At 63.3% G+C, this 26,026-nt stretch carries 26 protein-coding genes; 14 read left to right on the plus strand and 12 right to left on the minus strand.

From position 1 onward, the window contains the following. Positions 1-17: 17 nt before the first annotated feature. The 7 genes from ACX80C_RS16775 to ACX80C_RS16805 all read right to left on the minus strand — a co-directional run bounded on the left by ACX80C_RS16775 (position 18) and on the right by ACX80C_RS16805 (position 8,890). A complete protein-coding gene (locus ACX80C_RS16775) occupies positions 18-692 on the minus strand; it encodes a TetR/AcrR family transcriptional regulator (protein ID WP_459327602.1) in 675 nt (224 codons plus the stop codon). Beyond that, positions 689-2,743 carry a CocE/NonD family hydrolase gene (locus ACX80C_RS16780; protein WP_459327603.1) on the minus strand — a complete coding sequence of 685 codons (2,055 nt, stop codon included), beginning with the start codon at positions 2,741-2,743 and terminating at the stop codon, positions 689-691. Before ACX80C_RS16780 ends, ACX80C_RS16775 begins: the two co-directional genes overlap by 4 nt. Continuing rightward, positions 2,740-4,494 carry a dipeptide ABC transporter ATP-binding protein gene (locus tag ACX80C_RS16785; RefSeq protein WP_459327604.1) on the minus strand — a complete coding sequence of 585 codons (1,755 nt, stop codon included), beginning with the start codon at positions 4,492-4,494 and terminating at the stop codon, positions 2,740-2,742. Before ACX80C_RS16785 ends, ACX80C_RS16780 begins: the two co-directional genes overlap by 4 nt. Beyond that, on the minus strand, positions 4,491-5,330 hold the full coding sequence (locus ACX80C_RS16790) for an ABC transporter permease (protein WP_459327605.1): 840 nt from the start codon (positions 5,328-5,330) through the stop codon (positions 4,491-4,493). Before ACX80C_RS16790 ends, ACX80C_RS16785 begins: the two co-directional genes overlap by 4 nt. After that, entirely contained in the window at positions 5,327-6,328 is a 1,002-nt protein-coding gene (locus ACX80C_RS16795; protein ID WP_459327606.1) for an ABC transporter permease, read from the minus strand. Before ACX80C_RS16795 ends, ACX80C_RS16790 begins: the two co-directional genes overlap by 4 nt. Further along, the gene (locus ACX80C_RS16800; protein WP_459327629.1) at positions 6,328-7,896 is read right to left on the minus strand and encodes an ABC transporter substrate-binding protein; all 1,569 of its coding nucleotides are present in this window, start codon (positions 7,894-7,896) and stop codon (positions 6,328-6,330) included. Before ACX80C_RS16800 ends, ACX80C_RS16795 begins: the two co-directional genes overlap by 1 nt. 88 nt (positions 7,897-7,984) lie before the next feature. Continuing rightward, a complete protein-coding gene (locus ACX80C_RS16805; RefSeq protein ID WP_459327607.1) occupies positions 7,985-8,890 on the minus strand; it encodes a LysR family transcriptional regulator in 906 nt (301 codons plus the stop codon). Between the two features lie 131 nt (positions 8,891-9,021). On the opposite strand from ACX80C_RS16805, the gene ACX80C_RS16810 reads away from it, so the two are divergent. After that, positions 9,022-9,399 (plus strand): CBU_0592 family membrane protein, encoded by a 378-nt coding sequence (locus tag ACX80C_RS16810; RefSeq protein WP_459327608.1) that lies wholly within the window; start codon positions 9,022-9,024, stop codon positions 9,397-9,399. A gap of 114 nt (positions 9,400-9,513) precedes the next feature. Beyond that, complete coding sequence (locus ACX80C_RS16815) at positions 9,514-10,938, plus strand: FAD-dependent oxidoreductase (protein WP_459327609.1); 1,425 nt, start codon at positions 9,514-9,516, stop codon at positions 10,936-10,938. Between the two features lie 133 nt (positions 10,939-11,071). Here ACX80C_RS16815 and ACX80C_RS16820 read toward each other — a convergent pair whose 3' ends face one another. The 3 genes from ACX80C_RS16820 to ACX80C_RS16830 all read right to left on the minus strand — a co-directional run bounded on the left by ACX80C_RS16820 (position 11,072) and on the right by ACX80C_RS16830 (position 14,267). Further along, on the minus strand, positions 11,072-11,590 hold the full coding sequence (locus ACX80C_RS16820) for a hypothetical protein (RefSeq protein ID WP_459327610.1): 519 nt from the start codon (positions 11,588-11,590) through the stop codon (positions 11,072-11,074). Positions 11,591-11,983: 393 nt separating this feature from the next. Beyond that, complete coding sequence (locus tag ACX80C_RS16825) at positions 11,984-13,498, minus strand: HNH endonuclease signature motif containing protein (protein ID WP_459327611.1); 1,515 nt, start codon at positions 13,496-13,498, stop codon at positions 11,984-11,986. 229 nt (positions 13,499-13,727) lie between these two features. After that, complete coding sequence (locus ACX80C_RS16830) at positions 13,728-14,267, minus strand: TIGR03086 family metal-binding protein (RefSeq protein ID WP_459327612.1); 540 nt, start codon at positions 14,265-14,267, stop codon at positions 13,728-13,730. Positions 14,268-14,421: 154 nt separating this feature from the next. On the opposite strand from ACX80C_RS16830, the gene ACX80C_RS16835 reads away from it, so the two are divergent. Next, positions 14,422-14,943: a tetratricopeptide repeat protein gene (locus tag ACX80C_RS16835; protein WP_459327613.1), complete on the plus strand. Its 522-nt coding sequence runs from the start codon at positions 14,422-14,424 to the stop codon at positions 14,941-14,943. 152 nt (positions 14,944-15,095) lie between these two features. Here the strand turns inward: ACX80C_RS16835 and ACX80C_RS16840 are convergent, their stop codons facing one another. Continuing rightward, on the minus strand, positions 15,096-15,656 hold the full coding sequence (locus ACX80C_RS16840) for a DinB family protein (RefSeq protein WP_459327614.1): 561 nt from the start codon (positions 15,654-15,656) through the stop codon (positions 15,096-15,098). Positions 15,657-15,766: 110 nt separating this feature from the next. On the opposite strand from ACX80C_RS16840, the gene ACX80C_RS16845 reads away from it, so the two are divergent. From ACX80C_RS16845 to ACX80C_RS16880, 8 genes are all read left to right on the plus strand, one after another. Next, on the plus strand, positions 15,767-16,372 hold the full coding sequence (locus ACX80C_RS16845; protein ID WP_459327615.1) for an HAD family hydrolase: 606 nt from the start codon (positions 15,767-15,769) through the stop codon (positions 16,370-16,372). Between the two features lie 97 nt (positions 16,373-16,469). After that, positions 16,470-17,234 (plus strand): ATP-binding cassette domain-containing protein, encoded by a 765-nt coding sequence (locus tag ACX80C_RS16850; RefSeq protein ID WP_459327616.1) that lies wholly within the window; start codon positions 16,470-16,472, stop codon positions 17,232-17,234. Then, positions 17,224-18,525, plus strand: a complete 1,302-nt coding sequence (locus tag ACX80C_RS16855) for a hypothetical protein (RefSeq protein ID WP_459327617.1) — start codon at positions 17,224-17,226, stop codon at positions 18,523-18,525. Before ACX80C_RS16850 ends, ACX80C_RS16855 begins: the two co-directional genes overlap by 11 nt. After that, entirely contained in the window at positions 18,522-19,124 is a 603-nt protein-coding gene (locus ACX80C_RS16860; protein ID WP_459327618.1) for a hypothetical protein, read from the plus strand. Before ACX80C_RS16855 ends, ACX80C_RS16860 begins: the two co-directional genes overlap by 4 nt. 38 nt (positions 19,125-19,162) lie before the next feature. Then, entirely contained in the window at positions 19,163-19,660 is a 498-nt protein-coding gene (locus ACX80C_RS16865) for a toxin-antitoxin system HicB family antitoxin (protein ID WP_459327619.1), read from the plus strand. A gap of 9 nt (positions 19,661-19,669) precedes the next feature. After that, positions 19,670-20,542 (plus strand): DUF4097 family beta strand repeat-containing protein, encoded by an 873-nt coding sequence (locus ACX80C_RS16870; RefSeq protein WP_459327620.1) that lies wholly within the window; start codon positions 19,670-19,672, stop codon positions 20,540-20,542. 14 nt (positions 20,543-20,556) lie between these two features. Beyond that, complete coding sequence (locus ACX80C_RS16875) at positions 20,557-21,525, plus strand: ATP-binding cassette domain-containing protein (RefSeq protein ID WP_459327621.1); 969 nt, start codon at positions 20,557-20,559, stop codon at positions 21,523-21,525. Next, a complete protein-coding gene (locus tag ACX80C_RS16880) occupies positions 21,522-22,355 on the plus strand; it encodes an ABC transporter permease (RefSeq protein WP_459327622.1) in 834 nt (277 codons plus the stop codon). The genes ACX80C_RS16875 and ACX80C_RS16880 overlap by 4 nt, the downstream gene beginning before the upstream one ends. Before the next feature lie 13 nt (positions 22,356-22,368). Here ACX80C_RS16880 and ACX80C_RS16885 read toward each other — a convergent pair whose 3' ends face one another. Then, positions 22,369-22,866: a GNAT family N-acetyltransferase gene (locus tag ACX80C_RS16885; protein WP_459327623.1), complete on the minus strand. Its 498-nt coding sequence runs from the start codon at positions 22,864-22,866 to the stop codon at positions 22,369-22,371. A gap of 68 nt (positions 22,867-22,934) precedes the next feature. Here ACX80C_RS16885 and ACX80C_RS16890 point away from each other — a divergent pair, with 68 nt between their 5' ends. From ACX80C_RS16890 to ACX80C_RS16900, 3 genes are all read left to right on the plus strand, one after another. Further along, positions 22,935-24,005, plus strand: coding sequence for a DNA polymerase III subunit beta family protein (locus tag ACX80C_RS16890; protein WP_459327624.1), 1,071 nt, complete (start codon positions 22,935-22,937; stop codon positions 24,003-24,005). Next, the gene (locus tag ACX80C_RS16895; RefSeq protein WP_459327625.1) at positions 24,002-25,216 is read left to right on the plus strand and encodes an MFS transporter; all 1,215 of its coding nucleotides are present in this window, start codon (positions 24,002-24,004) and stop codon (positions 25,214-25,216) included. The genes ACX80C_RS16890 and ACX80C_RS16895 overlap by 4 nt, the downstream gene beginning before the upstream one ends. Positions 25,217-25,392: 176 nt before the next feature. Beyond that, a complete protein-coding gene (locus ACX80C_RS16900) occupies positions 25,393-25,848 on the plus strand; it encodes a GNAT family N-acetyltransferase (RefSeq protein WP_459327626.1) in 456 nt (151 codons plus the stop codon). The last annotated feature ends 178 nt before the right edge of the window (positions 25,849-26,026 follow it).

A 26,026-nucleotide genomic window follows, 5' to 3' on the forward strand; every position in this document is an offset into this window, starting at 1 on the left:
GCGAAAGGGCGCTCTATTTATTCCTTGACTGCGTGGGGCAGCCCGCCGCCGGACGCCATGACCTGCGCGCCACCGGAAGGTACGTCGTCGAACACGGCATCGAGCTCGGCGGTCAGCAGCTGTCTAAGCCATTGCCGGGCCACCAGATGGTCCAGTCCGTCGGCGTTCATGCCCATCTGCGTCGCGATCCCGTCGGAGTAGGCGGCAACCTTCAGCGCCACCGCGGAGGGCAACGCTGAAGAACTGAACACCCCTTCCCGGATACCGCGTTCAACCGTTTCCTGAAAGCACGCCTGCCACACCCGCAGCCGCCCATAGTCGTTCTCGGCCATCCCCGGTCGGCGGGCGCTGGCCGTCCAGTAGTCGGTCCACAAACGCCAATGGCCCGCCGTCGATTCACTCCCGTCGAAGAGGGGATCAATCAGCAGGGTGAGCGCGCGCACCGGGTCCTGTTCGTTCCGCGCCTTTTCGAGGAGCGGGGTGTAGAACCGCTCGGTCTCCCGTTCGGCGACTTCACTCAGAATCTCGTCGACGCTCTTGAAGTGGTAGGTCACCGTGCCCACAGATACTTCGGCCTGGGCAGCGATATCGCGCAGTTTCGTACGGTGTAGCCCGTCCCGGATGATCACCTGGCGCGCCGCCTCCACTATGAGCCCGCGACGCACCAGCGGTGGTTGCCGCTGCCTCGTCATGCGGATGTCCTCGGAATTTCGTCATGCCAGGTCCGCTCGGCCACAAGTTGCTCCTCGGTGTCCGCCGTCGTCGCATACGCCTGCAGGCGATTCGTCACAATGAAGTGGGTGTCCGACGCACGCAGTAGGGAGGTCGTCTCCAGCCGCGCCCGCCAGCCGTCGTTCGCGAGGGTGATCGCCCACGCCGAGGTGGCTTCCGCGCTGAGCGGTTGCCCCTGACGGATACGGTAGGTCTCCCTGCTGTGCTCGGAGAAATCGAGCCCATCGGGGTAGCGGCGCGACCCGCCGTAGCCAGGGTCGACGTCCAGTATCCACTCACCGGTTTCGACGTCGTGACGAATACTCCGCTGCGCCGGCGCCACAAACTTCGCGTCCACGTCCTGCGGTCTTTCCGACGGCGGAACGGCCACGACGGCGATTGGCCGGCTTTGCTCCGGCTCGCCGAGCCGCACGGCAGGCGCATCCCCGGCCTCCGCCAGCATGGGAACCTCAACGGAACTGGCCGCCAGATCCACTCGCAGTTCCCCCTCTTCGGCGTGGGGCCAGATCCACGGCCAGTAACTCGAAGAGATCGCCACACGAAGCGTGTGCCCGGCTGGCAGCGCATACCCGATGGAAACGAGGTCAAACTCCACGTCAACGAATTCGCCGACCGGCATCTCATCGCGCCGGTCTCGGCCGTTGCGTTTGTTCAGGTTGAGCACGCCGCGGGTTACCAGTGTGGACGCTCCGTCCGGTGCGACATCACACAGCCGGACGATGACATTCGCCTGGGGCCTGTCGGACGCCAGCAGCAACCGAACCCGTGGATTACCGAGAATCTCCAGCCGCTCCTCCAGCGCGAAGTCCAGGCATACGGACCGTCCGTCCTCTGCCCGCTGGTCCGGCGGCAGGTCTGTGACATTGCCGAACGGAAAGAACCGTCCGGCGTCGATCCCGGTGTGCTGAGGCGACTTCACGACCGCCGCACCGCCCGTCGCCGAACCATGCGCGTCCTCGAACCGGACGGTCCAGGATTCAATGGACGACGACGGCCACTCACCGAGCGCGGTCCACTTGCCGTCGCGGACGGGATAGTAGGTGGCCGGGGGCTCTGCTTCCATGAGAAAAGCCTGCAGTTTGGGTTCGCTGTCCGCACCGTTGTCTTCGCCCTTCAACCATCTGTCCCACCAGCGCACCGTTTCCTGCAGGAAGCCGATGCCGGGGCCGGGTGCAAACTCCCGGTCAGGGTACTGGTGGGACCACGGGCCGATGATGCCGCGCGCCGGCGCGTCGAGGTTGGCAAGAAGGCGCAGCACGGCGTCCCTGTAGGGGTCATGCCAGCCGCCCACAGCCAGTACCGCAGCCTTGATGGAGGAGTAGTCTTCGCAGACGCTGCCGTGCCGCCAGTAGTCGTCCCGTTCCTGATGGGCGAGCCAGGTCGGGGCAAGCGGCCGGTGCCGCTCAAGACGCGCGCGCCACTGGTCTACCCACGCTTCCCCGACCACTTCCGGCCGCGGGGGGCGGGCGTTGAACGCGAACATAGTTCCGGCCCAGGCCGCCATGTCGATGCCCAGTAGGGCCCCTCCCATGTAGTGGACGTCGTTGTCGTAGCGGTCGTCGGTGGAGCACACTGTGACAATCGCCTTGAGCGCCTCAGGCGCATGGGCGGCGAGCTGAAGCGAATTGAAACCGCCCCAGGAAATCCCGAACATCCCGAGGGAACCGGTGCACCACGGTTGCCGGGCGATCCACTCGATGACTGCGAGACCGTCGGTCTGCTCCTGAGCCGAGTATTCGTCGTCGAACGTTCCCCCGGAACTCCCGGTGCCGCGGATGTCGACCCGGACCGAGGCATAGCCGTGCCCGGCGTAGTAGGGATGCCGTTCGCTGTCGCGGGGCGCGGTCCAGTCATCCAGACGGTAGGGAAGATACTCAAGCAGCCCGGGTACTGGCCGCGTACGTGCGTCCTCGGGGCGCCAGATCCGCGCGTGGAGGCGGACGCCGTCGGGCAGAGGGATCCAGGCGTCCTCCACCGTGATGGACTCCGGGAGAGGGTCCACATACTTCATACGACTGCCTTGTCCTTCCAGTTGCGAATTCGATGCCCAGGCGAGGGCTCGTCCCAGTCGCCGTCGGGGTGGTCCTCCCAGGAGTCCTCGCTGGGACCCGGTTCCGGCAGGTCAAGCTCGCCCGGCTCCAGTACGGCGTCAACCAGCGATTCCGTGTACGGATGGTTGGGTCCGCTGAAGATGCTCTCCACCGGACCTTCCTCGACGATGCGGCCGTTCTTCATGACCACCACGCGGTCCGCCACGTCCTTAACCACGGCCAGGTCGTGACTGATGAACAGCGTGGTCAGTCCTCGGTGCTTCTGCAGTTCGGCGAGCAGCTCCAGAATCGCAGCCTGGACCGAAACGTCGAGGGCCGTTGTGATTTCGTCCGCGATGATCAGGTCCGGCTCAGCCGCTAGAGCCCGTGCGATGCCGACCCGCTGCCGTTGCCCTCCGGAAAGCTGCGAGGGGAGCCGGGAGGCGAAGCTGGCGGGAAGATCCACCTCGGTGAGGAGTTCCTCGACCCTTCGCCGCTCGTCCTTTCGTGGAACCGTTCCGAACAGCCGCAACGGGCGGCGGATCGCAGATGCCACGGTCCGGCGGGGATTCAGGGATGTATCGGCGTTCTGGAAGATGAGTTGCACCAGGCGGCGGAGGTCCGTGCTGCGTCGGGCAACCGGCTGAGTGAGGTCGCCACCCTGGCCCACCCGCTCATCGAGTAGGCGCATGGTGCCGCCGCTCGCAGGGGTCAGGCCGGCTAGCGACCACGCCATGGTGGACTTCCCGCTGCCCGATTCGCCGACGACGGCAAGAGTCTCACCGCGCCTGATTGTCAGGTCAACGCCATCCACGGCGGGTGGGGCGCTCGGATGATAGGAAATCGTGAGGCTTCGTGCCTCGACCAGCGGCTCATCCTGAATCGCCCGGATGCTGGCGACAGGGGCGCCGATCCGGGGAACGCTGTCCAGCAGCTCCCGGGTGTACTCCTGCTCCGGACGGGCGAACAGGCCGGCGGTGGTCTGGTTTTCCAGGATGCGGCCGTCCCGCATTACGGCGACACGGTCCGCCATCCCGGAGACCACGCCCAGGTCATGGCTCACAATCAGCGCGGCAACGTTCAGTTCGCTGCGCAGGTCCTCGATCAGACGCAGGACGGCGGCCTGGGTGACCACATCGAGTGCTGTGGTGGGTTCATCCAGCACCAGCACCTTCGGCCGCGCGGCGATGGCCATGGCGATGGATACGCGCTGCTGCTGGCCGCCGGAGAGCTGGTGCGGGTAGCGCTTCGCCAACTCGGCCACGTGTGGAAGGCGCACCTGATCCAGGAGCTCAAGCACCCGTCGTCGTCCGCCCTTGATTCCGTGGCTCTCAAGCGCTTCCTGGACCTGCTTGCCGACCCGCATGGACGGCGTGAGCGATTGGCCGGCGTTCTGTGCCACCAGTGCCACGGTTCCGCCGCGCAGTTTCCGGAGCGCCGGGCCGTCCAGGTCGAAGACGTTCTGCCCGTCGACGCGGACCTCGCCGCCCAGGATTCTTGATCCGGCGCGGAGCTCGGCCAGGAGAGTGCGGGCAACAGTGGACTTGCCGCTCCCGGATTCGCCCACGAGCCCGAAGGATTCGCCGGCGGCGATGTTGAAATCGACGTCCTGCACCACGGGGACCAGTTCACGGCCTGCCTCGTAGGAAATCCGAAGGCCGGAGACCTGGACGAGTGCGCCGTCGTCGTTGGCTGGGCGCGTTGGGTGGGGGTCTGTCACCGAGTTGCTCACTGTGCTGCTCCCGTCATCGCGCGGTCAATTCCGAAGGCCTTGCCGAGTCCGTCCGCCGTGAGGTGTAGGCCGATCACAAAGCTGGCCAGAGCGAACACCGGGGCGATCGTCGCGAGCGGCACCACGGTGAGCGCTGTGCGGTTCTCGGCGACCATCAGGCCCCAGTCGGGCGCTGGGGGATTGGCGCCGAAGCCGAGGAAAGACAGCGAGGAGATCAGTAGGACCACCCAGCTGGCGCGCATGGCGTACTCCACCAGAACGACGTCGAGCACGTTCGGCAGCACCTCGCGCGTCACGATCGGGAAAGCACGCTCGCCGCGCGCCCGGGCCGCCGTGACGTAGTCCAGCGTGGTGACGGAGCGTGCGGCGCCGCGGACCACGCGGATCACCGCCGGCGTGTACACAACGACGACGGCGAGCACAATCACCGGCGCACCGGCACCGAAGACCGTGACCACCACGAGCAGGGCCAGGATGGTGGGCACCGAAAGGATGGCGTCGACCACGCGCATTACGACGTCGTCAATCCAGTTGTTCGCGTAGGCCACCAGGGAGCCGATCACCGCGCCGAGCGCGACGGCGATGGTGGTGGCGACGAACGTGACGCCAAGGGCGTAGCGTCCGCCGTTCAGCGTCCGTGACAGCACGTCGCGGCCGAAAAGGTCCGTGCCCAGCCAGTGCTGCCAGGTTGGACCCTGCAATGCGGCGGCCGAGTCGCTCGCCACCGGATCATAGGGCGAGATCCACGGTGCCAGCAGGGCCAGCAGCACGTTGATGCCGATCAGCGCCAGACCCACGATCGCCATGGGGCTTGAGATGCGGAGAAGTGTTTTCATGCCGGCGCCCCCTGCGTTGGCGCGTCTTCCGCCGGCTTCTTCCGGGCTCTTTGCCCGCGTCCGCGCTGTCGCGGATCGAGGGCCATGGCGGTCAGGTCGGCCGCCAGGTTGCACACGACGTAGATGAGCGCGGACAGGACCGCGATTGCCTGGATGGTGGGCAGGTCACGGTTGAATACAGCGTCGAGCATGAGAGCGCCCATGCCGGGGTAGTTGAACACGTTCTCCACCACGACCACGCCGCCGAGGAGCCACGCAATGTTGATCGCGACCACGTTGAGGGTCGGCAGCAGCGCGGTGGGAAGCGCGTGCCGGAATACGATGCGCTTCCGGCTGAGGCCCTTGAGCTTCGCCGTCGTGACGAATTCCGAGGCCATGACGTCGATGGTCGAGGTGCGCGTCATCCGGATGATGTAGGCCGCCATGGCAAGGGAGAGCACCACCACGGGGAGCCAGATGTTGGGAATCAGGTCCGGTATCGAGGCCGTCGGCCCGTCGAGAGCCACGGCGGGGAACACAGGGATGCCGATCGCGAAGGCCAGCACCAGAAGCGCTGCCACCATGAACTCCGGGATGCTCATTGCGATGAGGGAAAGGACGGAAATGCCGTGGTCTGCCCACTTGTCGCGCAGCAGGCCTGCAACCACGCCGAGCAGCAGTGACAGTGTCACGGAGATCAGCACAGCAGGGATGGCGATGAGCAGGGTGTTGCGGAAGTGCAGCAGCAGCGTAGAACCAACGGGTTCACCCGAGACGAGCGAGACGCCGAAGTTTCCCTGGACGGCACCCAGCAGCCATTCCCAGTAACGGATCCAGACGGGTGTATCGAGACCCAGCCGTTCGCGGGTCTGGGCGAGTGCTTCCGGCGTGGCGTTCTGGCCGAGTATTTGTTGTGCCACGTCGCCGGGCAGGGCCTGCACGGCGAAGAAGACAAAGAAGGACGCCAGCAGGATGGTCAGGATGGAGGTGCCAAGACGGCGAAGTATGAGGGTCAGCATCACGTCAGCCCTATGTTGATGTAGTCGAATTCGAAGCCGTACTCGTCGTAGTTCACGACGTTCCGGGCAAGGCCCACCAGTCGGTCGCCGAACATGGGAGTCATGTCCGCGCCGTCGTCGATAATCACGCGCTGCGCGTCCTGGTAGATCGAGCGGCGCCGCTCATCGTTCATTTCGCGGCGGGCGGCCACGAGCAGTTCGTCGAACTGTTCGTTGGACCAGGCGGCTTCGTTGTAGGAGGAGCCGGACCGGAAGATCTGGTTCAGCAGTTGGTCGATGGGCCGGCCGGTGAACCAGTAGCTGACGCACAGTGGTTCCTGGATCCAGATCTCCGTGTAGTAGGAGTCGGCCGACGCGCTGGTCACCCGGAGATCGATGCCGGCCGCCTTGACAGCGTCCGCGTAGGCAACGGCCATGGGCGTGAATACCGGGTCGTAGGCCGAAGTGAAAATTTCGGCGGTGAAGCCTTCCTGTCCCGCCTGCTGCAGGAGCGCTCGTGCCTTCTCCGGATCATATTCGCGTTGGAAGTCCAGAAAAGCCGCATCCGACGGCGTGACCGGGTTGTCCCAGCCCGGCGTGCCGTTGCCTTGCAACGCGGTCGCCACGATGTCCTGGGGATCGTAAGCGAGTTTCATGGCCTGGCGCACCAGCGGATCGGAGAACTCCGGCGAGGTGGCCAGCATCGGGATCGTGTACCACTGGGCGTTCTCTGACCGTGCCACCGTGGTGTTCGACGACGACGCCACAACCCGCGCGGTGGCGAAGTCCAGGTTGGTCTGGCTGATGAAATCGATCTGACCGGCCAGGAGGGCATTGACCCTGGCGCTGGTGTCCTGGACGGAGTAGAAATCGATGCCTTCCAGGGCGGGTGGGCCAGCGAAGTGATCCGGAAAGGCTTCCACGCTTCCCCGGCCTGCAGGAGTGAAGGAAGAGAGCTGGAAGGGTCCGGTCCCTACGGCGAATCCGGGCGTGGGAGCTATGCCCTCAGGGACGATGTAACACTGGTACGCCGTCAGGAGGGAGGGGAACTCGGCGTTGGGGGAGAGCAATTCGAAGACGAGGGTCAGGGGATCGGTTGCCCTGATTCCCGCCGGTTCGAGGATCGGGGCAAGCACTCCTGCCTGCGGGGATGCCACCTCCGGATCGAGGATTCGGGTGATGGAGTAGGCAGCATCCGCGGCGACCAGGGTCTGACCGTTATGGAATTTCACGTTGGGACGGAGCCTGAAGGTCCAGACCCGGCCATCCGGCGTCGAGCTCCATTCCTCTGCCAGATCCGCTACGGTCTGGCCTTCACGGTCGAGTTTGACCAGTCGGTTGTAGAGAGCGCCCAGGTACTCGTAGGCGGAGAGGGAACTGGCGGAATCGAGGGTTTCGGCGGCGGAGGCTGCCGGGCGCGCAACCCTCAGCCGCTTGCCCGGCGCTGGTACTCCGGTTGCGCCTCTCAGGGGGATTTCGGAGACCGGCTGCGAAGGTCCGCAACCGGTGAGGCCTGCCGCGAGCGAACCGGCTCCAATGGTCAACCCGGCAGAGAGCAGGCTTCTGCGGGAAAGCGATGGTGGAGTCATCACTGATAGCTCCTAACTAATCGTTCATATGAACGATACGCGTAATGCACGTCACTTGGCTAGCCCATGACTGTGCTCACGCCAGCCATCACGCCAGGGAGAGTTGACCCGCTTTGTGCACGATTGCCTCTATGACGGCGAGGGCCGCGGTCGAAGGTTCGCGCTTGCTCTGCCGGTGGCGCAGTACCAGGCGCCGGCTTCCCAATCCGGGCAGGTCGATGATCTCGATTCCGTCCGGCAGATCACGCTCAAGGGCCAGCGCGGGCAACAGTGCAACTCCCTGTCCGGCAGCAACGAGGGACAGTGCGGAGGAAAAGTCCGAGTAGCTGTGGGCGGTTCGCGGCGTGAGCTTCAGGTTGGCCGACACCCGCGCGAATGCCTGCGCCGAGGCTCCGTCGGGGTCGATGCCCAGCCAGGACAAGCGATCCAGGTCCGGTACGGTCTGGTCGGAGAGAGCATCCCTGGGGACTATCAGCCGCCAGGGCTCGTCCAGCAGCGGCACTTCGCGGGTATACCGCGGGGCCGGGTGGTCGGCGTCGAGATCGCGCTCAAGAATGACGACGTCGGCATCACCTGAGCGAAGCACGCCCGGCAGCTTTGACGAGGGAGTTTCGGAGATAACGACGTCGACCCCCGGCAGATCACGCTGAAACGCGGCCAGCATCGGTGCAAGAACGCCTGTGATGACGGTCTGGAAGGCGCCGATCACCACGGTGCCGGAGACCTCGCCCTCAATCTCCATGACGCGGCGGCGCGCTTCGATGAGTTCCCGTTCGATGTTTTCGGCGGCTTCGGCCAGCACGCGGCCCGCCCGTGTGAGCGTGACGCCCCGCGGCCCCCGATCCAGCAACCGCACCTTCTCTTCGCTTTCGAGTTTGCTGATCTGTTGTGACACGGCGGAGGGAGTCACATGGAGGGACTCGGCGGCAGCGAGGATGCCTCCCTGGCGTGCAACGGCAAGAAGAAACTCAAGGCGACGGGCGTCGGTGGGCATGTTTAGTAATCCTAAATGGGGAGTTTATAAATGGCGAGTTGTGCTTAACCTTTCGTGCGACGCATGATCTATCTGTCAGATCGAATCACGAGCCGTCCTTGGCGGCTCTTTCCCATCGGAGCAAGCTGTCCGTGGACACCTTTTTTCTTCTTTCAGTGCTGGGTTGGACCGGCGCATTGTGCACCATCACCGGGTACGGCTTGTTGACGGCGGGTAGGCTTGCGGCGACGTCGCGCCTGTTCCAGGGACTGAACATCACGGGCTCGGCGTTCCTGTTCTGTAGCGCGTATTTCAGTCAGGCTTGGCCATCGGCTGCCGTGAATGCATTGTGGGCGTTCATTGGACTGCATGCGCTGATCATGATGCTGCGCACCAAGAAGGAAGCAGCACCTGAGCCAGTTCCGGTCGAGTGGCTGCGCTTCGAGGATTCCACCGCCACTCCGCCCACACTGCCGCTCACTCTGCTGCCGCCGTCGTCGGTGCAGCACCGGACGCTGACCGGGGTATAGCGAGCCGGCCGTGAGACCTGCGCCACTGCTTTCGACGCCGCACGCTGCGACATTTAGAATAGGAAACTGTGCGCTAATACGCGTGCGGTTGTCCACCAGGAAGAAGGCGCATCAGTGTCCAGCACGACGTCGGCCCGACCACTTCGGGTTGCCATCATCGGCGCCGGCCCGGCCGGTGTCTATGCCGCAGACATCCTGACCAAGTCGCAGGAAGTTAAGGGCGGGGACTTCGAGGTCTCCATCGACCTATTCGACCAATACCCTGCGCCTTACGGCCTCATTCGGTACGGCGTCGCCCCTGATCATCCGCGTATCAAGGGGATCGTCAACGCTCTCCACAAGGTGTTGGACCGCGGCGACATCCGGTTCCTGGGCAACGTCAACTACGGGCGGGACCTGACCCTCTCCGATTTCCGCACCTTCTACGACGCCGTCATCTTTGCCACCGGTGCGGTGAAGGATGCCGAGTTGAATGTTCCGGGCGTTGACCTTGAGGGCTCGTTCGGGGGAGCGGACTTCGTGTCCTGGTACGACGGGCATCCGGACGTGGACCGCGACTGGCCGTTGGACGCCAAGGAGATCGCGGTCATCGGCAACGGCAACGTGGCCCTGGACATCGCGCGCGTGCTGTCCAAACATGCTGACGACCTGCTGGTCACTGAAATTCCCGCGAACGTTTACGCGGCACTGAAGAAGTCGCCCGTTACGGACGTGCACGTCTTCGGCCGCCGTGGTCCGGCCCAGGTGAAGTTCACGCCGCTGGAGCTGCGTGAACTGTCCCATTCCCGTGACGTTGACATTGTGCTCTACCCCGAGGACTTCGACTTCGACGAGGCGTCCGAGCAGCAGATCGCCGCCAATAACCAGACAAAGACCATGGTCAAGACCCTGACCAACTGGCTGGTCGAAGATGAGCCCTCCGGTGCGTCCCGCCGTCTGCATCTGCACTTCCTGCACAGCCCGGTCGAGATCACCGATTCATCGGAAACCCCGGGCAAGGTGGCGAACATGCGGTTTGAGCGCACCCGGTTGAACGGTACGGGTTCCGTTGAGGGCACCGGCGAGTACGTGGACTATCCGGTCCAGGCTGTGTACCGGGCGATCGGCTACTTCGGTTCTGAGCTTCCGGAGGTCGGCTATGACCGCCGGCACGGTGTCATCCCGAACGAGGGCGGCCGCGTCATCGCCGAGTCCGGCAATCCGGTCCCGGGGATCTACTGCACGGGTTGGATCAAGCGCGGGCCGGTTGGCCTTATTGGCCATACCAAGGGCGACGCCCTGGAGACCATCGGCTTCCTCCTCGAGGACCGCCTGAACCTTCCGGCGGCAGAGCACCCGTCCGAGGATGCCATTATCAACCTCCTCGAGGAGCGCGGCGTCCGTTACACCACGTGGGAAGGCTGGCTTCGGCTCGACGACCATGAGCTCAAGTTGGGTGCGAATTACGCGCACGACGACGGCACGCTGCCCGAGCTCGTCCGTGAGCGCGTGAAGCTGGTTCCGCGCGACGAGATGATTGCGATTTCCCGCGGGGAGTAGGTTGTTTATGCATGTTCCAACGAATCCGTTGCCTTCATGCATGTGACGGTGGGTTGATGCTGCGTCGCTTGCGGGAAGCCCTCTTTGTCAGAATCCGTTGGTTCTGTGCAGCCGTCTGCGAGGGCTGTTCGCGTCAGGTTTGAGGTCGTCCCCGATAAGCCCACGCGAAGGTTGCAAGGAGGGTGGCCAGAAGCGGAAGCCCGAGCAACACCGAGCCAAGCACCCAGGCCGCGCCGTTCCAGGCCATCAGCACCAGCAAACCCCAAGCCAGCGTCGCGGTGTAGACAAAGACAATGAGCAACGAGCGCGACAGCGGAGATCTTGGGCCTCGCTGAGCAGCCCCGACGACGACGGCGCGAGCGACGTGCCGTCGTCGGACGTGGACGTGTCGAGGTTTGCGCGGTGCGGCACGTTCCCGGCCCTTAAACCACCGCGCGCAGAGCACCAGAGTCAGCACAGCTGCCGGAGCGAGGAACCAAGCAGACGAATAAAAGAGACCCGGAATGGTCACTATCATCCAGGCCACCCCAAACCAGCACAAGAGGATGGCGTAGAGGCCGACCGTAAGAGCCCCACCGCGTAGCGCGCTCTTCGAAATTGCCATTTCCGACATCTGGACCACCGCCTCGCCGCCGACCGATTGGTCCTTCAATGAGAGCACCACATTCGGGGCGTGGCTAGATCCCCGAGCAGACGGGCTCTGTGCGCGAAAGCCCGAGCCGCTCGCAGGCCGTCGCGTCGTCAGCAACAGGCACCGCAGACGGGAATGCTTCGCTGCGGTTCTCCGGAGGCGGGGCCCCGCATGAAGGAAAGCGCCCGTCGGGCCCTGATTGAAGGAACGCACCCGTCGGTCCCTGCTTGAAGGAAAGCGCCCGTCAGGGCCCCCGCGCTAGGCGGGACTGCCCTGTTGCCTGCGCCTGAGGAGGCGATTGGGTGCGCAGGCATGACCCGATGTCCTCTCACCCCTGTCGCCGCTGGCTCCTCGCTGGGCACACGACTCAGCACCCGTCAGTCCCAGCAGCCTTGTCAGGGCACCCCCAGATTCTTAGAAGGGTGGTGGTGGTTCGGGGAGGGTGGTGTAGGTTTTCCCGGCCAGTGAGGTGATGCTGATGGAGCCGGATGGATCTACTCTGATGCCTCCCCAGATACCCTTTGACTTGAGGGCGTGGTGGAGCCGACAGCGAGGCAGAGTGTTTCCCAGTTCCGTCTTCCCGCCGTGCGCCCAAGGGATGGTGTGGTCGATCTCCGAGGTCCAGGCGGATCTGTTGCATCCCGGATGGACACACGTCGGGTGGGTGATTCTCACCCAGTCCTGGAGGTGTTTCGGTGGACGGTATCTGTCCCTGCCGACACTGAGGACCGCCCCGGTTTCCGGATGGACCAGGATCCGGGTGAAGCTCGGCGCGTGCGCGGCCAACTGGCGGGCGGTTTCCGGGTCGAGCGGCCCGTAACCGTCGAGCAGCCCGCTTTCGCAACCCTCGAGATCAGGTGCGCCGCCGCCGTGACCGTTGCCGTTCCGCGCACTTTCCTGGGCGGGCTCCTTCGCGTGGCTGCTTCCGTCGGCACCGGCGGGGGTGTTTTGCCAGTCCTGTCTCCGGTGACCCAGAAGTGTCATGACCGGGACAGTGACGTAGATGTGGGCGCCGACGCCACGGTACCCGGTGCCGTTCTTCGGATCCCCGGTGCAGGTGTGGGTGAGCACATCAGCGAACACGTCGGCCCGGAGCTGAGTGAGGGTCCGTGCCTCATCGGGGCCCTGTAACGAGCGTGCCGCGGCGTCGACCCGGTTGAAAATCCCATGCGCCTGCTCGGCGGGCAGGTACGCCCCCAGCCAGGCCATCCCATCCTGTTCGGGCTGAACGCTCACTGCCCGGTCCTTCACCGCACGGACCCTTCGCACGCTGATCGACTCCGGGTGCAGTTCCTCCCGCAGCCGCCGGCATGACCGGGCGAGTTTCGGCCGGGTCAGTGCCCCCGCCGTCGTCAACACCGTGGCCTCGAACACCCCGACTGCCTCATCCGGGATGGACCCGGATTCTTCCACGATGACCTGCGCCTGGGCAGGACTAAGCTTCCCCGCTTCCAGGGCCTCCCAGGTAGCCGGGAGCGACTCACTCAGGCGTAACGCTTCGTTGAGCATCCGGTGTGCCGTCCGGGCGGGCAGCCGCAGCAATGGTGCGATCTCCTGTTCAGCCAGGGTGAAAGCGAACTGCGCACGTGCCTCCTCGGTGTGGCAGGCCTGGTGCGCCTGGATTCCGTGGAAAACCTGGGCGATCAGCGCTGCCTGCTTAGCAGCCGCCCACGACGCCAACCGGTCCGCTGCCCGAAGCTGGTTCAGGGCATCATCCAGGCTGTCTGCCTGCAGCGAATCCGACCGGGTCACCCTCTCCAACCTGTTCACCAGCCCGTACGGCGACGCGTTCTCAACGGCAGCACGGGCATGCTCATCGAACTCATCATCGCCGTCAGGAAAAAAGAAATCCGAAAGCGGAACCTCAGACCAATGCAAAGACGCCTGAGCATAGGCATCCTCAAGGGTCAACTCACTCCCGTTCTCCATAGAAACAGTCCATCACCCAGCTCTGACATTCTTGCTGGGCCAGCTCAACGCCGAATTATGCCCACAGCGAACGAGGCGAGAGATTGGCCAGTCTGCCGCACTTTCGTCCGCCGAGCGGGCCAGACGACGACAGCGCGAAGCCACGCGCCGTCGTCGTAGGTGGACATGGATAGGTTCTCGGCCTGACCTGTTTTGAGCCATGAATCCACACCGCAAAGCGCAGCAGTCACTAGGAAGACGGTTTTCTTCCGGCAAAGGCGACCAGCCGCTCGTATGCCGTAGCGTCATCGGCAACGGCAACCTCCGGGGCGAAAGCGTCTCCGCGATTCTCCGGTGTCAGGGCCGCATGCATAAAGGAATAACCCCGCTGCGCCACCTCCTCATCCAGTTCGCGGGACTGGCCGGTAGCCTTCGCCAGTTCCCAGGCATGAACGGCGAACTCCGCTGTTTGCCAGTCCATCCCTTCAGGTGAGGCATCGGATCCGGCGTCGCGCCACGTGGTCAGCAACTTGTCGGCGCCAGTCCGGAATTCGGCAGTCCAATCATCAGGCAGGTCAGGTTCAACCGACCAGTCAGGTTCGTTTCCCTCCGCCATCACGACGAAGTTCGACGGCCCGGCCACCACATGTGCGGTCAGTCTAGTCACATCCCAGTCGCTGCACGTCGTTGGATTGTGCAGCTTCTCGGTTGGGATTGCGGCCAGCACTTCGGCCGTCTGGTCGAGCGCGCGAGACAGAACGGCAAGCGATTCTTCGGAGCGTGAGGACATTGTGGGTTCCCTTCGACGGAATCAGTAAACACCGCTGAAGCGAACTCCACCAGAGCGGTGGCGCTGACGGACTCGTCGAATCGCCTCTCCATTTCAGTAGCGTTGCGAGTACGGCCACCGAATTACTGGTACCTCGACATGGAACACTGAGATTGTGACGGATCAGAGCTGGGACCGAAAAGTTGACTACTTTTACGAGAACGAGTTCTCGGAATTGGACGCGCAGGGTTCGATCGCCAGGATGCACGCGTTGGCTTCCGAGCAGCCGGGAGGGGACGCTGCAGCGCTGTTCGAGCTGGGCGGCGTTCACGATGCTCTCGGACTCGAGAGCGAAGCCATTTCACTCTATCGACGGTCGATCGAGGCCGGGCTCGAAGGGGAACGCGCCACACGCGTGTATATCCAACTCGCGAGCACCCTGCGGAACGTTGGCGCCCCGTCGGAAGCGGTTTTGATGCTGGAGTCAATGCCGTCATCAAACGACGACGACGCGCGGCTCGCGTTTCTCGCCCTGGCTATGTATGACGAGGGCCGCTACGGAGACGCGTTAAGGACAGCACTGAACGCCCTCATCCCTACCCTCAGCGGTTACGGGCGTGCGCTGACGGAGTATGCTGAGGCACTTCCCAGCACGGTGGCGGAGCAGCCCCCGAAGCCAAGCGGCAGGCATCCATGAGGGATGAACCGGGGAGGCTGCGGCGGTTCACGGACTACGTCGGAATCACTGAGTCGGCGGAAGACCGCAGGCAGCGACCGGTTGGGTCCGGGAAGTGGTGGATTCATATGGGCGGGATCGCGCTGTGTGTGGTAACCGCCGTCGTCGTAAGCTCAATGCTCTTGTGAGGATTCGGGCGGATCCTGCCCGACCAGGCCGTCCACTGACTCCCGGATGAGGTCAGCGTGACCGTTGTGGCGGGCGTACTCCTCGATCATGTTGAGCAGGATGTAGCGCAGGCTTGGCAGCTCAATATCGGGCTTCGAGGGAATGAAGCGCTGGCGCCCCAGCCCACCGTCGTTGAGGGCGTCCGCCAACAAGGCACGGCAGCGGGACACAGCGTCGCGCCACCGTTCGTAAAGCTCCGCGGGCGCGTCCTGATTGGCTGAGTTCCAGTCCCAGTCGGGGTCGGCACCCCAGTCGATGACGTTCCACGGTGGGAGCTGACTGCGGCCGTGCAACCATTCCGTGGACATGTCATCCTCAAAACGGGCGAGGTGCTTGAGCAACCCACCCAGCGTCATCGAGGAAGGTCCGAATGTCGCTTGGAGAGCAGTTTCATCCAGACGGCTGGTCTTCCAAGCAAAGGTTGCCCGTTGCCGTTCCAGGAAACCCAGCAATGTGGCTGTCTCGTCACCGGCGATGGGAGGTTCGGGGTTTACCTCATCGTTCATTCGGAGCATCCTCGCTATTCGAAACGGCATCAGGAAGTGAAGTTCAACTAAAAACTTTGTACAACCGGGGTGACGTACCTGGGAAGTGAATGTGCAATTAGGCTGTGCCAGTGATCAGATCCGACACTGCACAGACCTGGTACTTGTTCGACTACGGGATGGTGATCTGTACCGCTCCGGAACCGAGCGACTGGGCTCTGCTTGAGGGCGCTACCGGTTTGGACCTGCAACCGGTAACAAGCGCTTACTGGATCCATAGGGAACTGTTCGATGCAGGTGAATTGAGTCCTGCCGAGTACTGGTCTCGGGTAGTCGGGCGCCGCATCAGCGACCAGCTCGTGGACAAGCTCGAAGCGTTGGACGCAGCACAGTGGTCCCATCTGAATGCCGCGACTATGTCGGTGCTGGAGGCGATGCAGATCAGAGGCTGCAACCTGGCGTTGCTGTCCAACATGCCGGTCGGGATGTCTGATCGATTCGTTGCGGCTTCACCATGGATCGGGTACTTCTCCAGAAGGTTCTTCAGCGGCCAACTTGGCATGACCAAACCAGACGTCAGAATCTTCGAGCATGTTCTTGCCGAGCTGCCGGCGCAGCCGGGCCAGATCGTATTCATTGACGACAACGCCGCCAATATCGAGACCGCAACTACGTTGGGCTTCCGGACTGTGCGGCATACCGGGGAAACCGACCTACGAAACGAATTGCTAGGGTAGCGTCACAGCATCGTTACGTCGAGAAGTGTTGTGCTTCCTCAGAGCCGGCTCTAGCGTCGAAGGTCAGACGGGTCAGAGACTAGAGAAGAACGAAACCATGCAGAATGCGTATTCGATCGTGGTGGATGGGCTTTCCGTGAAGAAGCACGGCGAGCTCATCCTTTCAGATCTTTCCATGGAGTTGTCCAACGGGCTCACAGCCTTGCTGGGGCGAAACGGGGCGGGAAAAACCACACTTATGCGTGTGCTGGCTGGTGTGCTCCTGCCGACATCGGGGACGGTGTCAACCAGCGCGGGCCTGCTGCATCGCACCAACAGCGAGACCCGCAAACACCTTTCCGCGTTAGGCTGGGTACCGCAGGGCCCGGGTTATCCGGGAGGGATGCGCGTCGACAAATTCGTGGAGTACGCCAGCTGGCTGAAGCTGGTTGAATCACGCCGCACCCGGGCGGCTACCTTGCACGCCCTCGATATCTGCAATATTGCGCAGCTGCGAAAGAGGCCTATCAAGAGCCTGTCCGGCGGTGAACGCCAGAGAGTCATCCTGGCATCGGCAATCGTGGGTGAACCGCGATTCCTGCTGCTGGACGAACCGACCGCGGGATTAGATCCCGCCCAGCGCGAAAGCTATCTGATGTTGCTGCGGGCGCTCAGTGAAACAACGACGGTGCTCTACTCCACTCACCTCGTTGAGGACGTGGTTCGAACCGCCTCGCGGGTACTCGTACTTGACCGCGGCCGAATCTCAGCTGATCTCACAGGTAATGACCTTGCCGGGCCCTCCGATCAACTCAGTGACCGGTTGAGAGAAGCCGTCATCGCAAGCGACGACAGAAACCTGCCGGTACAGCGTGGCAATTGAAAATCGATTCCGGCTTTCGCTCCTTATTCCCGCGCCGGTGCGCACCCTGTTGATTCTCTTCAGCATCTACCTGCTTTCGATGGCGTATCCGTTGCTGGTCCAACAACAGAATTGGCTGGGATGGTTCCCGGCGACCATGAGTTCCTTCCTCTTGAGCACCGTGTTCGGATCACTGACGGTCTGCACAAGCGCTGCATGGCTCGCCGGGAGCGTGCGGCGGAGTGGACTCAGCGAGTGGGTGGCCGCCTCTGCGCGGGGAGTCCGCGGCGCCTACAGTCGACCAATACTTTATTGCGCATCCCTGGCTTGCCTCGCCTACTCGATCATCTTCGCCGCTATGTTCGCGATGACGCTGACGCGAGCACCCGAGCACGGAGCGCTGCACCCACCCATGTTGCTCGTGCTTCCGATAGCCTGGGCATCAGCCGTTGCGTGGGCGGCGCTCGGAGCGACCTTCGGCAGATACCTCCGGTCGGAAGCGGCGATCCCGCTAGCGCTCATCGTCAGTTACGCGTCCTACGTTGTACCTGCTTTCTACCTATGGGATTCGCCCTTCTTCGGCGTCATGCTTGCGGACGGACGCCCGTGGCTATACCTACAACCAGAAGACTTGCAGCTGTCGGCCAAGCTGCTTTTCTGGTGCGGCCTCGCCGTTGCCGTGGCTGCGATCGCCATGAGTAGGCGACGGATGCTGGCGATCGGTGCAACGGTCAGTTTCGCCGCACTGATGATGACAGCGCTTCTCGGGTCTACCCTCACGCACATCCCAGACGCAGAGAACCAGGTTTGCATGGGAGAGGCACCAATTGTGTGTACGGATAGGGCGCATGCGGCGGTCTTGCCGCAGTTCCAGAGGTTGGCATCTCATTCGTTGACTGTCATCCCGGAAGCTCTACGTCCACGCAAACTCGATAGCGCAGGGGCAACCGATCCAGGCGCCTTGCCTGTTGAACCGATGGACAGCAATACCAGCCCTGCCCTTACGATCGACAGGGAGCTAACACTCGCCGCCCTTGGAGAGCAGATTTTCTACCAGTGCTCGGCCCCCGGAACCAGAACCGGACTCGCTGCCGCCGGGTTGTATGCGTGGTGGCGTATTGAGCAAGGAATCGGTCTTCAGGAGATGGTCACGTTCACGGGTGCGCCATGGCTCCTGGACCCCGAGTTGGCTGAAGCACCGCGAATGGGTCAGGAACTTGCAGCTCTCACACCACGCGAGCGGAAGGCATGGTTCAAGCAGAACGCAGAATCGATCAGAACGTGTGCATTGGAGGACGTGGAGTGGCCATGAAGCGGACGCCCACGCCGGTACTGCTGCTCCACCACCGGGGCCTCAATAGTGTGTGGGGAATCTGGTGGTTCGTCGCATGGACAGCTGCGGTTCTCAGCTCTCAAGTCTCAATCCCTCGGATCGACCCTGGTGTTTCATCGACAAGTAGCGCACTCGAGCAACTGGGTGCCATCGGATTGTGCGTCCCACTGGTGCTGGTCGCCATGCTCGTGCAGGACCGCACAAGTTGGCTTACCGCATCGAGTGCGCGCAACGGAATACGCCTGCGGCTGGCGAGCCTCGCGCTGATCGCCGCAATCAGCATTTTAACAGCCATGCTCGCGGCGCTGCTCTATCCAAGGGACATCAGCTGGTTGAGGATCGTGTGCCTCTTCGCTCTCCTGCTGGCATTCACGCTGATCACCGGGACGCTGCTTGGCGGAGTATGGGCTGCACTGCTTGCTCCTGTTTTCGCCGTCCTGAATGCCGTGCCCGGCCTCGTCCCGTGGCAGTGGAACATCGTCTATAACCCAGCGACGGACGCAATACTTCTTGTCGCTGCGCTGACTAGTATGCTGGCCGCCTTGCTGACTAGCGTCATCCAAGCAAAACCAGCTTAGGGTTGCATGTGACACCACCGTGGTGTCACACTGGTGCCGTGGACATCTCAAGGCACGTACAAGAACTCCAGGATCAGCTCGTTGATGCAACGGAACTGGCCGGTGAGCAGGCTACCGACATTGCCCGCAACCTCACCCGGTCCCTCGATGCTTCCCTACGACTGGTCATCCTAGAGGCATTATCCGATGCGGCCGCTGAGATCACGGCAGAACTCGCACCCGGTTCAGTCGACGTTCGGCTGCGTGGACGGGATCCCGAGTTCGTGGTGACACCACTGATGCAGAATGACACCACCGAGGTGTCAACGATGCCGGAAGCCGCCGACTACACCGTCGATGGCCAGACCACACGAACCACTCTCCGCCTTCCCGAAAATCTCAAGAGTAAAGCCGAGGCCGCAGCAACCCGTGAAGGCCTCTCCTTCAACACCTGGCTGGTGAGGGCGGTTGCCAGCGCGCTCACCGAGAACACCAACACCCCCAATCAACTGCCCCCCAAGAGCAGCGGAAACCGATTCACCGGCTGGGTCCGGTAAGGAGCTCCCATGCAGTACACCTATGAAGCCTCAACTGCCATCGACGCAAAAGTCACGCTCATGATGGGCGAATTGGTGATCACCGCCGACGACGTCAGCGAAGTCACCGTCACCGTCGAACCCACACAACCGGACCGCCCGGCCGACGTCCGCGCCGCCGAGAACACCGCCGTCGACTTCGCGGATGGCCGCCTGACCATCATCCAGAAACGCGAGAACCTCGTGAGCACCTGGGTCAACAAGAGTTGGTCCATCGACGTTCACGTCCGGGTTCCCAAACGGTCCCGCTTCGAAGTGAAATCCTCCTACGGCAACATCCGGGTCCGCGGACTGCTCGGACGGTCCTTGCTCACAACCAGCTACGGCAACATCAGCGCCGGCGACGTTGCCGACCTGACCGCAAAAACCTCTCACGGCGAAATCACCCTCGACCGCTCGAGCGGCACCACCACGCTCACCGCGTCGAGTGCCACCATCGGCGAGGTCTACGGCAGCGCAACTCTGAAGTGTTCGCAAGGCAACGCCGTCGTCGGCCTGGTTATGGGCCAACTGGAGGTTGCCGGCAGCTTCGGGAACATCGAGGTGCGCACCGTGATGGGCAACGTCAATGCCCGCACATCGCACGGCAGGATTCGGCTCGGTGACGGCGTCAGCGGCACAGCACAGCTGGCAACGAGCCACGGCGACATCGAGGTGGGCATCCGGCAGGGCACGCTCACCTGGCTGGACCTCGATACCAAGGCCGGCGCAGTCCGCAATGAGCTGGCTGCCGCTTCAAACGAACCGCAGAACGACGACGACGGCGGCGCCGCCGACCGCCTAGAAGTCACTGCCCGCACCAATCACGGCAGCGTCCGCGCATTCCGCGCGGCTGCGAACTAAAGGGGGGAATCACCATGAACACTGCCATTGCCACGGACCTCGCTTTCGATGTCCGTGGGCTACGCAAGAGCTTCGGTACACAAACCGTCCTGGACGGAATCAACCTCTCGATCGGCCGTGGCAGCGTGTTTGCGCTGCTCGGTCCCAACGGTGCGGGCAAGACCACCACCGTCCAGATTCTCGCCACCTTGATCAAACCCGACGAGGGCACGGCGGTAGTTGGTGGACATTCCATTGCCGATGAGCCGGGCCGGGTCCGCCGGATCATCGGCGTCACCGGACAGTTCTCTGCGGTCGACGAGCTTCTAACGGGCGCAGAGAACCTCCGGTTGATGGCGCGGCTGCGGCACGTACCAAAGGGGGAGAGGGAGCCGCTTATCGAACGGCTGCTCCTGCAGTTCGACCTGGTGGATGCCGCCAACAAATCAGCCGCCACCTATTCGGGTGGCATGAGGCGCCGTCTCGATCTGGCCATGACCCTGGTCGGTGACCCGCAAATCATCTTCCTCGACGAGCCGACCACGGGCCTTGACCCGCGGAGCCGGCGTGCCATGTGGGACATCGTGCGCACCCTGGTTGCAGGCGGCGTCACCCTCTTCCTGACCACCCAGTACCTCGAGGAGGCGGACCAGCTCGCGGACCGGGTGGCCGTGCTCGACGGCGGCCGCATCGTCGCCGAGGGCACCCCGGCGGAGCTGAAGTCCGCCGTCGGTGAGGAGCAGTTGCGGCTTCGCTTCGCTACCGCGGAGGAAGTGGGCAAAGCGCGCGACGTGCTCACCGCCGTCGTACCCGTTGACCTGCCCGCCGGCGGTGACGAGCTCGAACTTCGTGTGCCGACCCCCGCAAACGGCGCCGCCGTCCGCAGCGTGCTGAATGCGCTGGCAGCTGCCGGCGTCGAACCAAGTGAAGTGACCACTGCAGCCCCGGATCTGGACGACGTCTTCTTCGCGCTCACCGGAGCACCCACCAAGGAGGAATCATGACCACCATGACTGCACCGGCATTGGTCCGGGAATCGGGCGCTCTCGAGCGCACTCTCGCAGACACCGCAACGCTGACCGGGCGGGGCCTGCAACGGCTGATCCGCTACCCGTCAATGGTCATCATGATGATCGGCCTGCCGGTGATCTTCCTGCTGATGTTCGTCTACGTCTTCGGGGGGATGCTTGGAACTGGTTTGGGCACCGCGGGCGGCGGGGGCGTTGCGGCCTACCTGCAGTACGTGGTCCCGGGAATTGTGCTGATGGCTGTGGGCACCGGGGGTGCAGGGACTGCAATCTATATTGCGATGGACATGAGGCAGGGTGTGGCGGCGCGTCTGGCCACAATGGATGTATCGCGGATTGCGATCCTGTCCGCCCACGCTCTGGTGAGTGTGGTGCAGGCACTGCTGGCCACGCTCGCGGTTGGAGGGGTTGCAATGCTGCTCGGCTTCCGCCCGGCCGGTGGAGTGCTGGGCACCCTGGGGGCGCTCGGTGTGGTCGCTCTCGTGGCCTTCGCTATCACCTGGCTCTCCCTGGCACTCGGTATCATCTCGGACACCGTTGAAACTGCGAGCAACCTGCCCATGCCGCTGTCCTTCCTACCCTTTCTTAGCAGCGGGTTTGTGCCGACTGACTCCATGCCGGCGTGGCTGGGGGCGGTCGCGGAGTATCAGCCGTTCACGCCGTTCATCGAGACCGTGCGCGGTCTGCTCATGGGTACCGATATCGGGAATTACGGATGGCAGGCGCTGCTGTGGTGCGTGCTGCTGACGGGCATCGGCATGGTGTGGTCGCTGAGCAAGTACGAGGCGAGTCAGACGAGGTCTTAGCTGCTTTGTCTGCTCAGCTGGAAGGCGGCATCGCGAGGTCAATCCAGTAACGCCGGACGCTGCCTGGCCCGTCTTCGAGAAGGCCGCCCTGAGACTCGATGGTCTTCGCGGATGCGAGGTTATCCACCTCGCAGACGATCAATACGCGCTTCATGCCGAGTGCTCGAGCCTGAGTGGCCATACGTTCGAGTGCCCAGCCCGCCAGGCCACGTCCCCTCGCTGAAGGTCGGATGCCGTACCCGACATGTCCGTGGCGCTGGTTGAAGTCGCAGTTCCCGAGCCGCAGGGCGATCCCACCGAGGATCTGCTCGCCCTCGACGATCCAGCGGTAGAAGCATCGGTCGGAGTCACTCGACAGGCGATCAAGCCAAGTGGAGAACCCTTCGGTGGAGCGGACGTCGTCCGTGGGCAGCAGGCCAAAGCCGTCCTCGTGAAGTCCGGGGCCCCACTCGTCATGTGCCTCCTGCCACGCGGCGTATAACCGCCAGGTTGGCGAAATCAGTTGCGGCATGGAGCCAGCGTAACTGTCCAACGATGCCGGTTGACCTTCGAGTTGCTTGAAGCTCGATGATGGGGGACATGGATAACGACGCCGACCGGCTGATGAGTATTGGAACGTTCGCAGCTGCCACTGGTCTTACAGCAAGCGCCCTCCGGTTTTATGACGACACAGGCGTGCTGGCGCCCGTTGAGGTCGATCCGCGGAACGGGTATCGGCTGTACGCAGAGGAGCAACTTGGTCGCGCTGAGCTCATATTTTTGCTGCGGGAAGCGCAGTTGCCGCTTTCGGTGATGAAGGCTGTGCTGGATGATTCCGCGGACGAATCGAGTCTTGTGCTAAGCAAACATCTGGACGAAATCTCCTTCGAGGCTCTGCGGGCGATGTCGGCCGCCCGCTCCGCGTTGAACCTACTCAGTGGTGGTGTCCCCGGCCTGGTGGCAATGCTTCCCGGCTACGAGCTTGCGCGGGCGATTGGCCAGGTGCGTGTATCCGCCGCAGCATCAGGGCAGTTCCATGCCATCGGCATCTCCACCGCCTCGCACGCGCTCAACCTGGTTGCAACGGACCGGCACCGATTGTCGTGGCGCACGTTGCGGCTCGCCTCCCCGACGGTCCAGAGCAGCACAGTGCACGTGTCCCTGGAATCCGCGCAGCAGTTGCTTCCGTGGATCTCGGACAGGGCGGCGGTTGAACTTCTTGCAGATGCAGGCGACGTGAGCGTACGTTGCATGGAGACCGGTGAACAGCGCTCCTTGGCTGTCGTAGAAGGCGACTTCCCGGACTACGGAGCGGTTGTTCATGGGCTTCCCGCTGCAGTGGCTCGGGCAGTCGTACCGCGGCGCGCACTGCTATCCGTCGTTGAGGAGCGATCCGGAACCTATCCGCTGATGATCGCTGAAAATGGGATATCCGTCGGGCCAGGTGAAGGTTCTGAGCAGCTTGCGGCACTCACTTGGGGGCCGCCGCTCCGCCAGTGGTTCGACATGACTCTTCTGCGACCCGTGATGGAGTCGGCGGTCGGACCGGACGTAGTCCTTGAGATGGCAGGCGACCATGGCCCGTTGCGGGTGAGATCGGCCGATACAAGCGACCTCTTGAGTGTGCTGATGCCCGTGAGGCCAGCGTCCGCTGTTCGCGAAGTGGAATGAGCGCCAAGCCACCGAAGCTCTTCTGGGTATGGCTGGGCGGGTTGGCATGGACAAGTATCGGGACATCCATCCTGTCCTTCGGTCTGGTGTGGACCGCGGTCGGGCGGTCCGCTTTCCTTGGCGGCATCGTGTTGACGATGGTGATCATCCCGAGGGTTCTCCTCCTGCTCTTGGGCGGGTCTGTAGCGGACCGTGTGGGCGCCTGGCGGGTGATGGTGCTGTCAGATTCGGTGTTATTCCTGGTGATGGCAGGTGTCGCCGTTTTCGCTGCGGCTGGCCACAGCCCGTCCTGGCTGCTCATTACTGCTGCGCTGGCAATGGGCATCGCGGATGCCTTCTACTTACCCGCCGCTGGCTCCGTGCCCAAGTTCCTGGTCCCGGATGAGGCCTTGCAGCGCGCCATGGGAGGCCGCCAGATTGTCGGCCAGCTGGCAGCCTTTGTGGGTCCGGTTGCCGGAGGGTTTCTCGTGTCGCTGGCGGGACTGGCGATTTCCTTCACAGCGGGAGCGGTTGGCTTCCTCGGGATGCTTTTCGTTCTGATGCTGTTGCGGCGCCATCTTCCAACCGCTCCAAACGCAGGCTGCAGGCCAAGAATGGGGGAGCATCTCGCCGCGGGATTACGGGTTATTTGGCAGCGGCCGACGCTGGTCGCCGTCGTCGGGCTTACGACGGCGTTTGCCGCCTTCATCGTGCCGCTCACCCCTTTGCTCCTTCCGCTGCTGGGCCGCACGGAGGGCTGGACCGCAAGTCAGACGGGCCTCCTTGGAGGAGCGTATGGCGTGACTTTGGCGATCGTGGCTGGCTGGGTGATGTTGCGTGGCGGATCTGCGCAGCCGGGACATACGGCAGCAAAGGGGATCAGCCTGGCTGGCCTCGGCGTCGTCCTCGCGAGTTTGCTGCCGCATCCCGGTGCCGCTGCTGTTGGGCTAGCTCTGGCAGGGCTGGGAACGGGCATCTTCAGCACCCACGTTGGCCCGGTGTTTGTCTCAGCGACACCGCATGAGTACATGGCTCGGGTTCAGTCTGTACTGATCACCGCGCAGAGTGTTCCGCTGCTGCTGGCGAACCCGGCAATCGGATTACTCGCGGCGGAGCTGGGTGCGCGCCCCGTGATTCTTTTGTGGGGACTGGGCAGTCTGACCGCAGGTGCCGTGGCTCTCACGCTTCCCGTCTTTCGGTCCATGCGGAGGCACGAGCCCGTTTGTCCATGACATGGTGGACCAATGCTTCCCGACTTCATCAGGGCATGGAACCAGGGCCCGCGCCGGGCCAAACTCCCCCACGGCTATCGGTTGCACAGGCCCACCAAGAAGCGTCTCGACATGAGTTCTGGACGAAACTCTTGAACCGAGATCCTGGCAGGGGGCGTCGGGAAGCAACATTCGTCGTGCGTCAGTGCGCAGAAGGTGACCTGGCCGTTCTCACCAAGCACGAACCGCCGGGCGCAGGCATTGCACAACGCATGCTTGAGCATCAGCATGAAGGCCGCGTGCTCTTCGCAGCGGCGTGGGAAGCGGGTGCGCCCGTTGGCACTGTGATTCTCGACTTCGGCGCAACGCACCCACCTGAGTTGAAGAACCTTTTCGTCAATCCCTCCCGAAGAAGTGCAGGCATAGGATCGGCGTTGTGTGAGTGGGTCGAAGGAGAGGCGAAAAGTGCCGGCTTCGAAGACGTCTACCTGGGGGTAGGTGTGGAGAACAACAGGGCCCGAAACCTCTATTTGCGGCTCGGGTACGTCCCCACTGGGGACTCGGCCTCCACAACCTATGGCTACGTAGACGAGGACGGCATCACCAGGACGGCAACTGAAACTTCGGACTACTACGTCAAGAAGCTGGGCTAGTGTCCTGCGCCGTAAATTAGTTCTATAAGTTGTAGGATGGGGTATGCCACGAACCGGTCGCCCCAAGGCCGAACTGACACTGACTGATGATGAACGCCAGACCCTGACCCGGTGGGCCCGTCGTGCCAAATCATCACAGGCGCTGGCTTTGCGCTCGCGTATTGTTCTGTCCTGCAGT

The organism is Arthrobacter tecti, from assembly GCF_054511355.1.

Excerpts from the sequence above, each read along its gene's own strand:
- ACX80C_RS16775 (WP_459327602.1), bottom strand. The coding sequence starts at position 692 with ATGACGAGGCAGCGGCAACCACCGCTGGTGCGTCGCGGGCTCATAGTG.
- ACX80C_RS16780 (WP_459327603.1), bottom strand. The coding sequence starts at position 2,743 with ATGAAGTATGTGGACCCTCTCCCGGAGTCCATCACGGTGGAGGACGCC.
- ACX80C_RS16790 (WP_459327605.1), bottom strand. The coding sequence starts at position 5,330 with ATGAAAACACTTCTCCGCATCTCAAGCCCCATGGCGATCGTGGGTCTG.
- ACX80C_RS16795 (WP_459327606.1), bottom strand. The coding sequence starts at position 6,328 with ATGCTGACCCTCATACTTCGCCGTCTTGGCACCTCCATCCTGACCATC.
- ACX80C_RS16800 (WP_459327629.1), bottom strand. The coding sequence starts at position 7,896 with ATGACTCCACCATCGCTTTCCCGCAGAAGCCTGCTCTCTGCCGGGTTG.
- ACX80C_RS16805 (WP_459327607.1), bottom strand. The coding sequence starts at position 8,890 with ATGCCCACCGACGCCCGTCGCCTTGAGTTTCTTCTTGCCGTTGCACGC.
- ACX80C_RS16825 (WP_459327611.1), bottom strand. The coding sequence starts at position 13,498 with ATGGAGAACGGGAGTGAGTTGACCCTTGAGGATGCCTATGCTCAGGCG.
- ACX80C_RS16830 (WP_459327612.1), bottom strand. The coding sequence starts at position 14,267 with ATGTCCTCACGCTCCGAAGAATCGCTTGCCGTTCTGTCTCGCGCGCTC.
- ACX80C_RS16840 (WP_459327614.1), bottom strand. The coding sequence starts at position 15,656 with ATGAACGATGAGGTAAACCCCGAACCTCCCATCGCCGGTGACGAGACA.
- ACX80C_RS16850 (WP_459327616.1), top strand. The coding sequence starts at position 16,470 with ATGCAGAATGCGTATTCGATCGTGGTGGATGGGCTTTCCGTGAAGAAG.
- ACX80C_RS16860 (WP_459327618.1), top strand. The coding sequence starts at position 18,522 with ATGAAGCGGACGCCCACGCCGGTACTGCTGCTCCACCACCGGGGCCTC.
- ACX80C_RS16870 (WP_459327620.1), top strand. The coding sequence starts at position 19,670 with ATGCAGTACACCTATGAAGCCTCAACTGCCATCGACGCAAAAGTCACG.
- ACX80C_RS16875 (WP_459327621.1), top strand. The coding sequence starts at position 20,557 with ATGAACACTGCCATTGCCACGGACCTCGCTTTCGATGTCCGTGGGCTA.
- ACX80C_RS16880 (WP_459327622.1), top strand. The coding sequence starts at position 21,522 with ATGACCACCATGACTGCACCGGCATTGGTCCGGGAATCGGGCGCTCTC.
- ACX80C_RS16885 (WP_459327623.1), bottom strand. The coding sequence starts at position 22,866 with ATGCCGCAACTGATTTCGCCAACCTGGCGGTTATACGCCGCGTGGCAG.
- ACX80C_RS16890 (WP_459327624.1), top strand. The coding sequence starts at position 22,935 with ATGGATAACGACGCCGACCGGCTGATGAGTATTGGAACGTTCGCAGCT.
- ACX80C_RS16895 (WP_459327625.1), top strand. The coding sequence starts at position 24,002 with ATGAGCGCCAAGCCACCGAAGCTCTTCTGGGTATGGCTGGGCGGGTTG.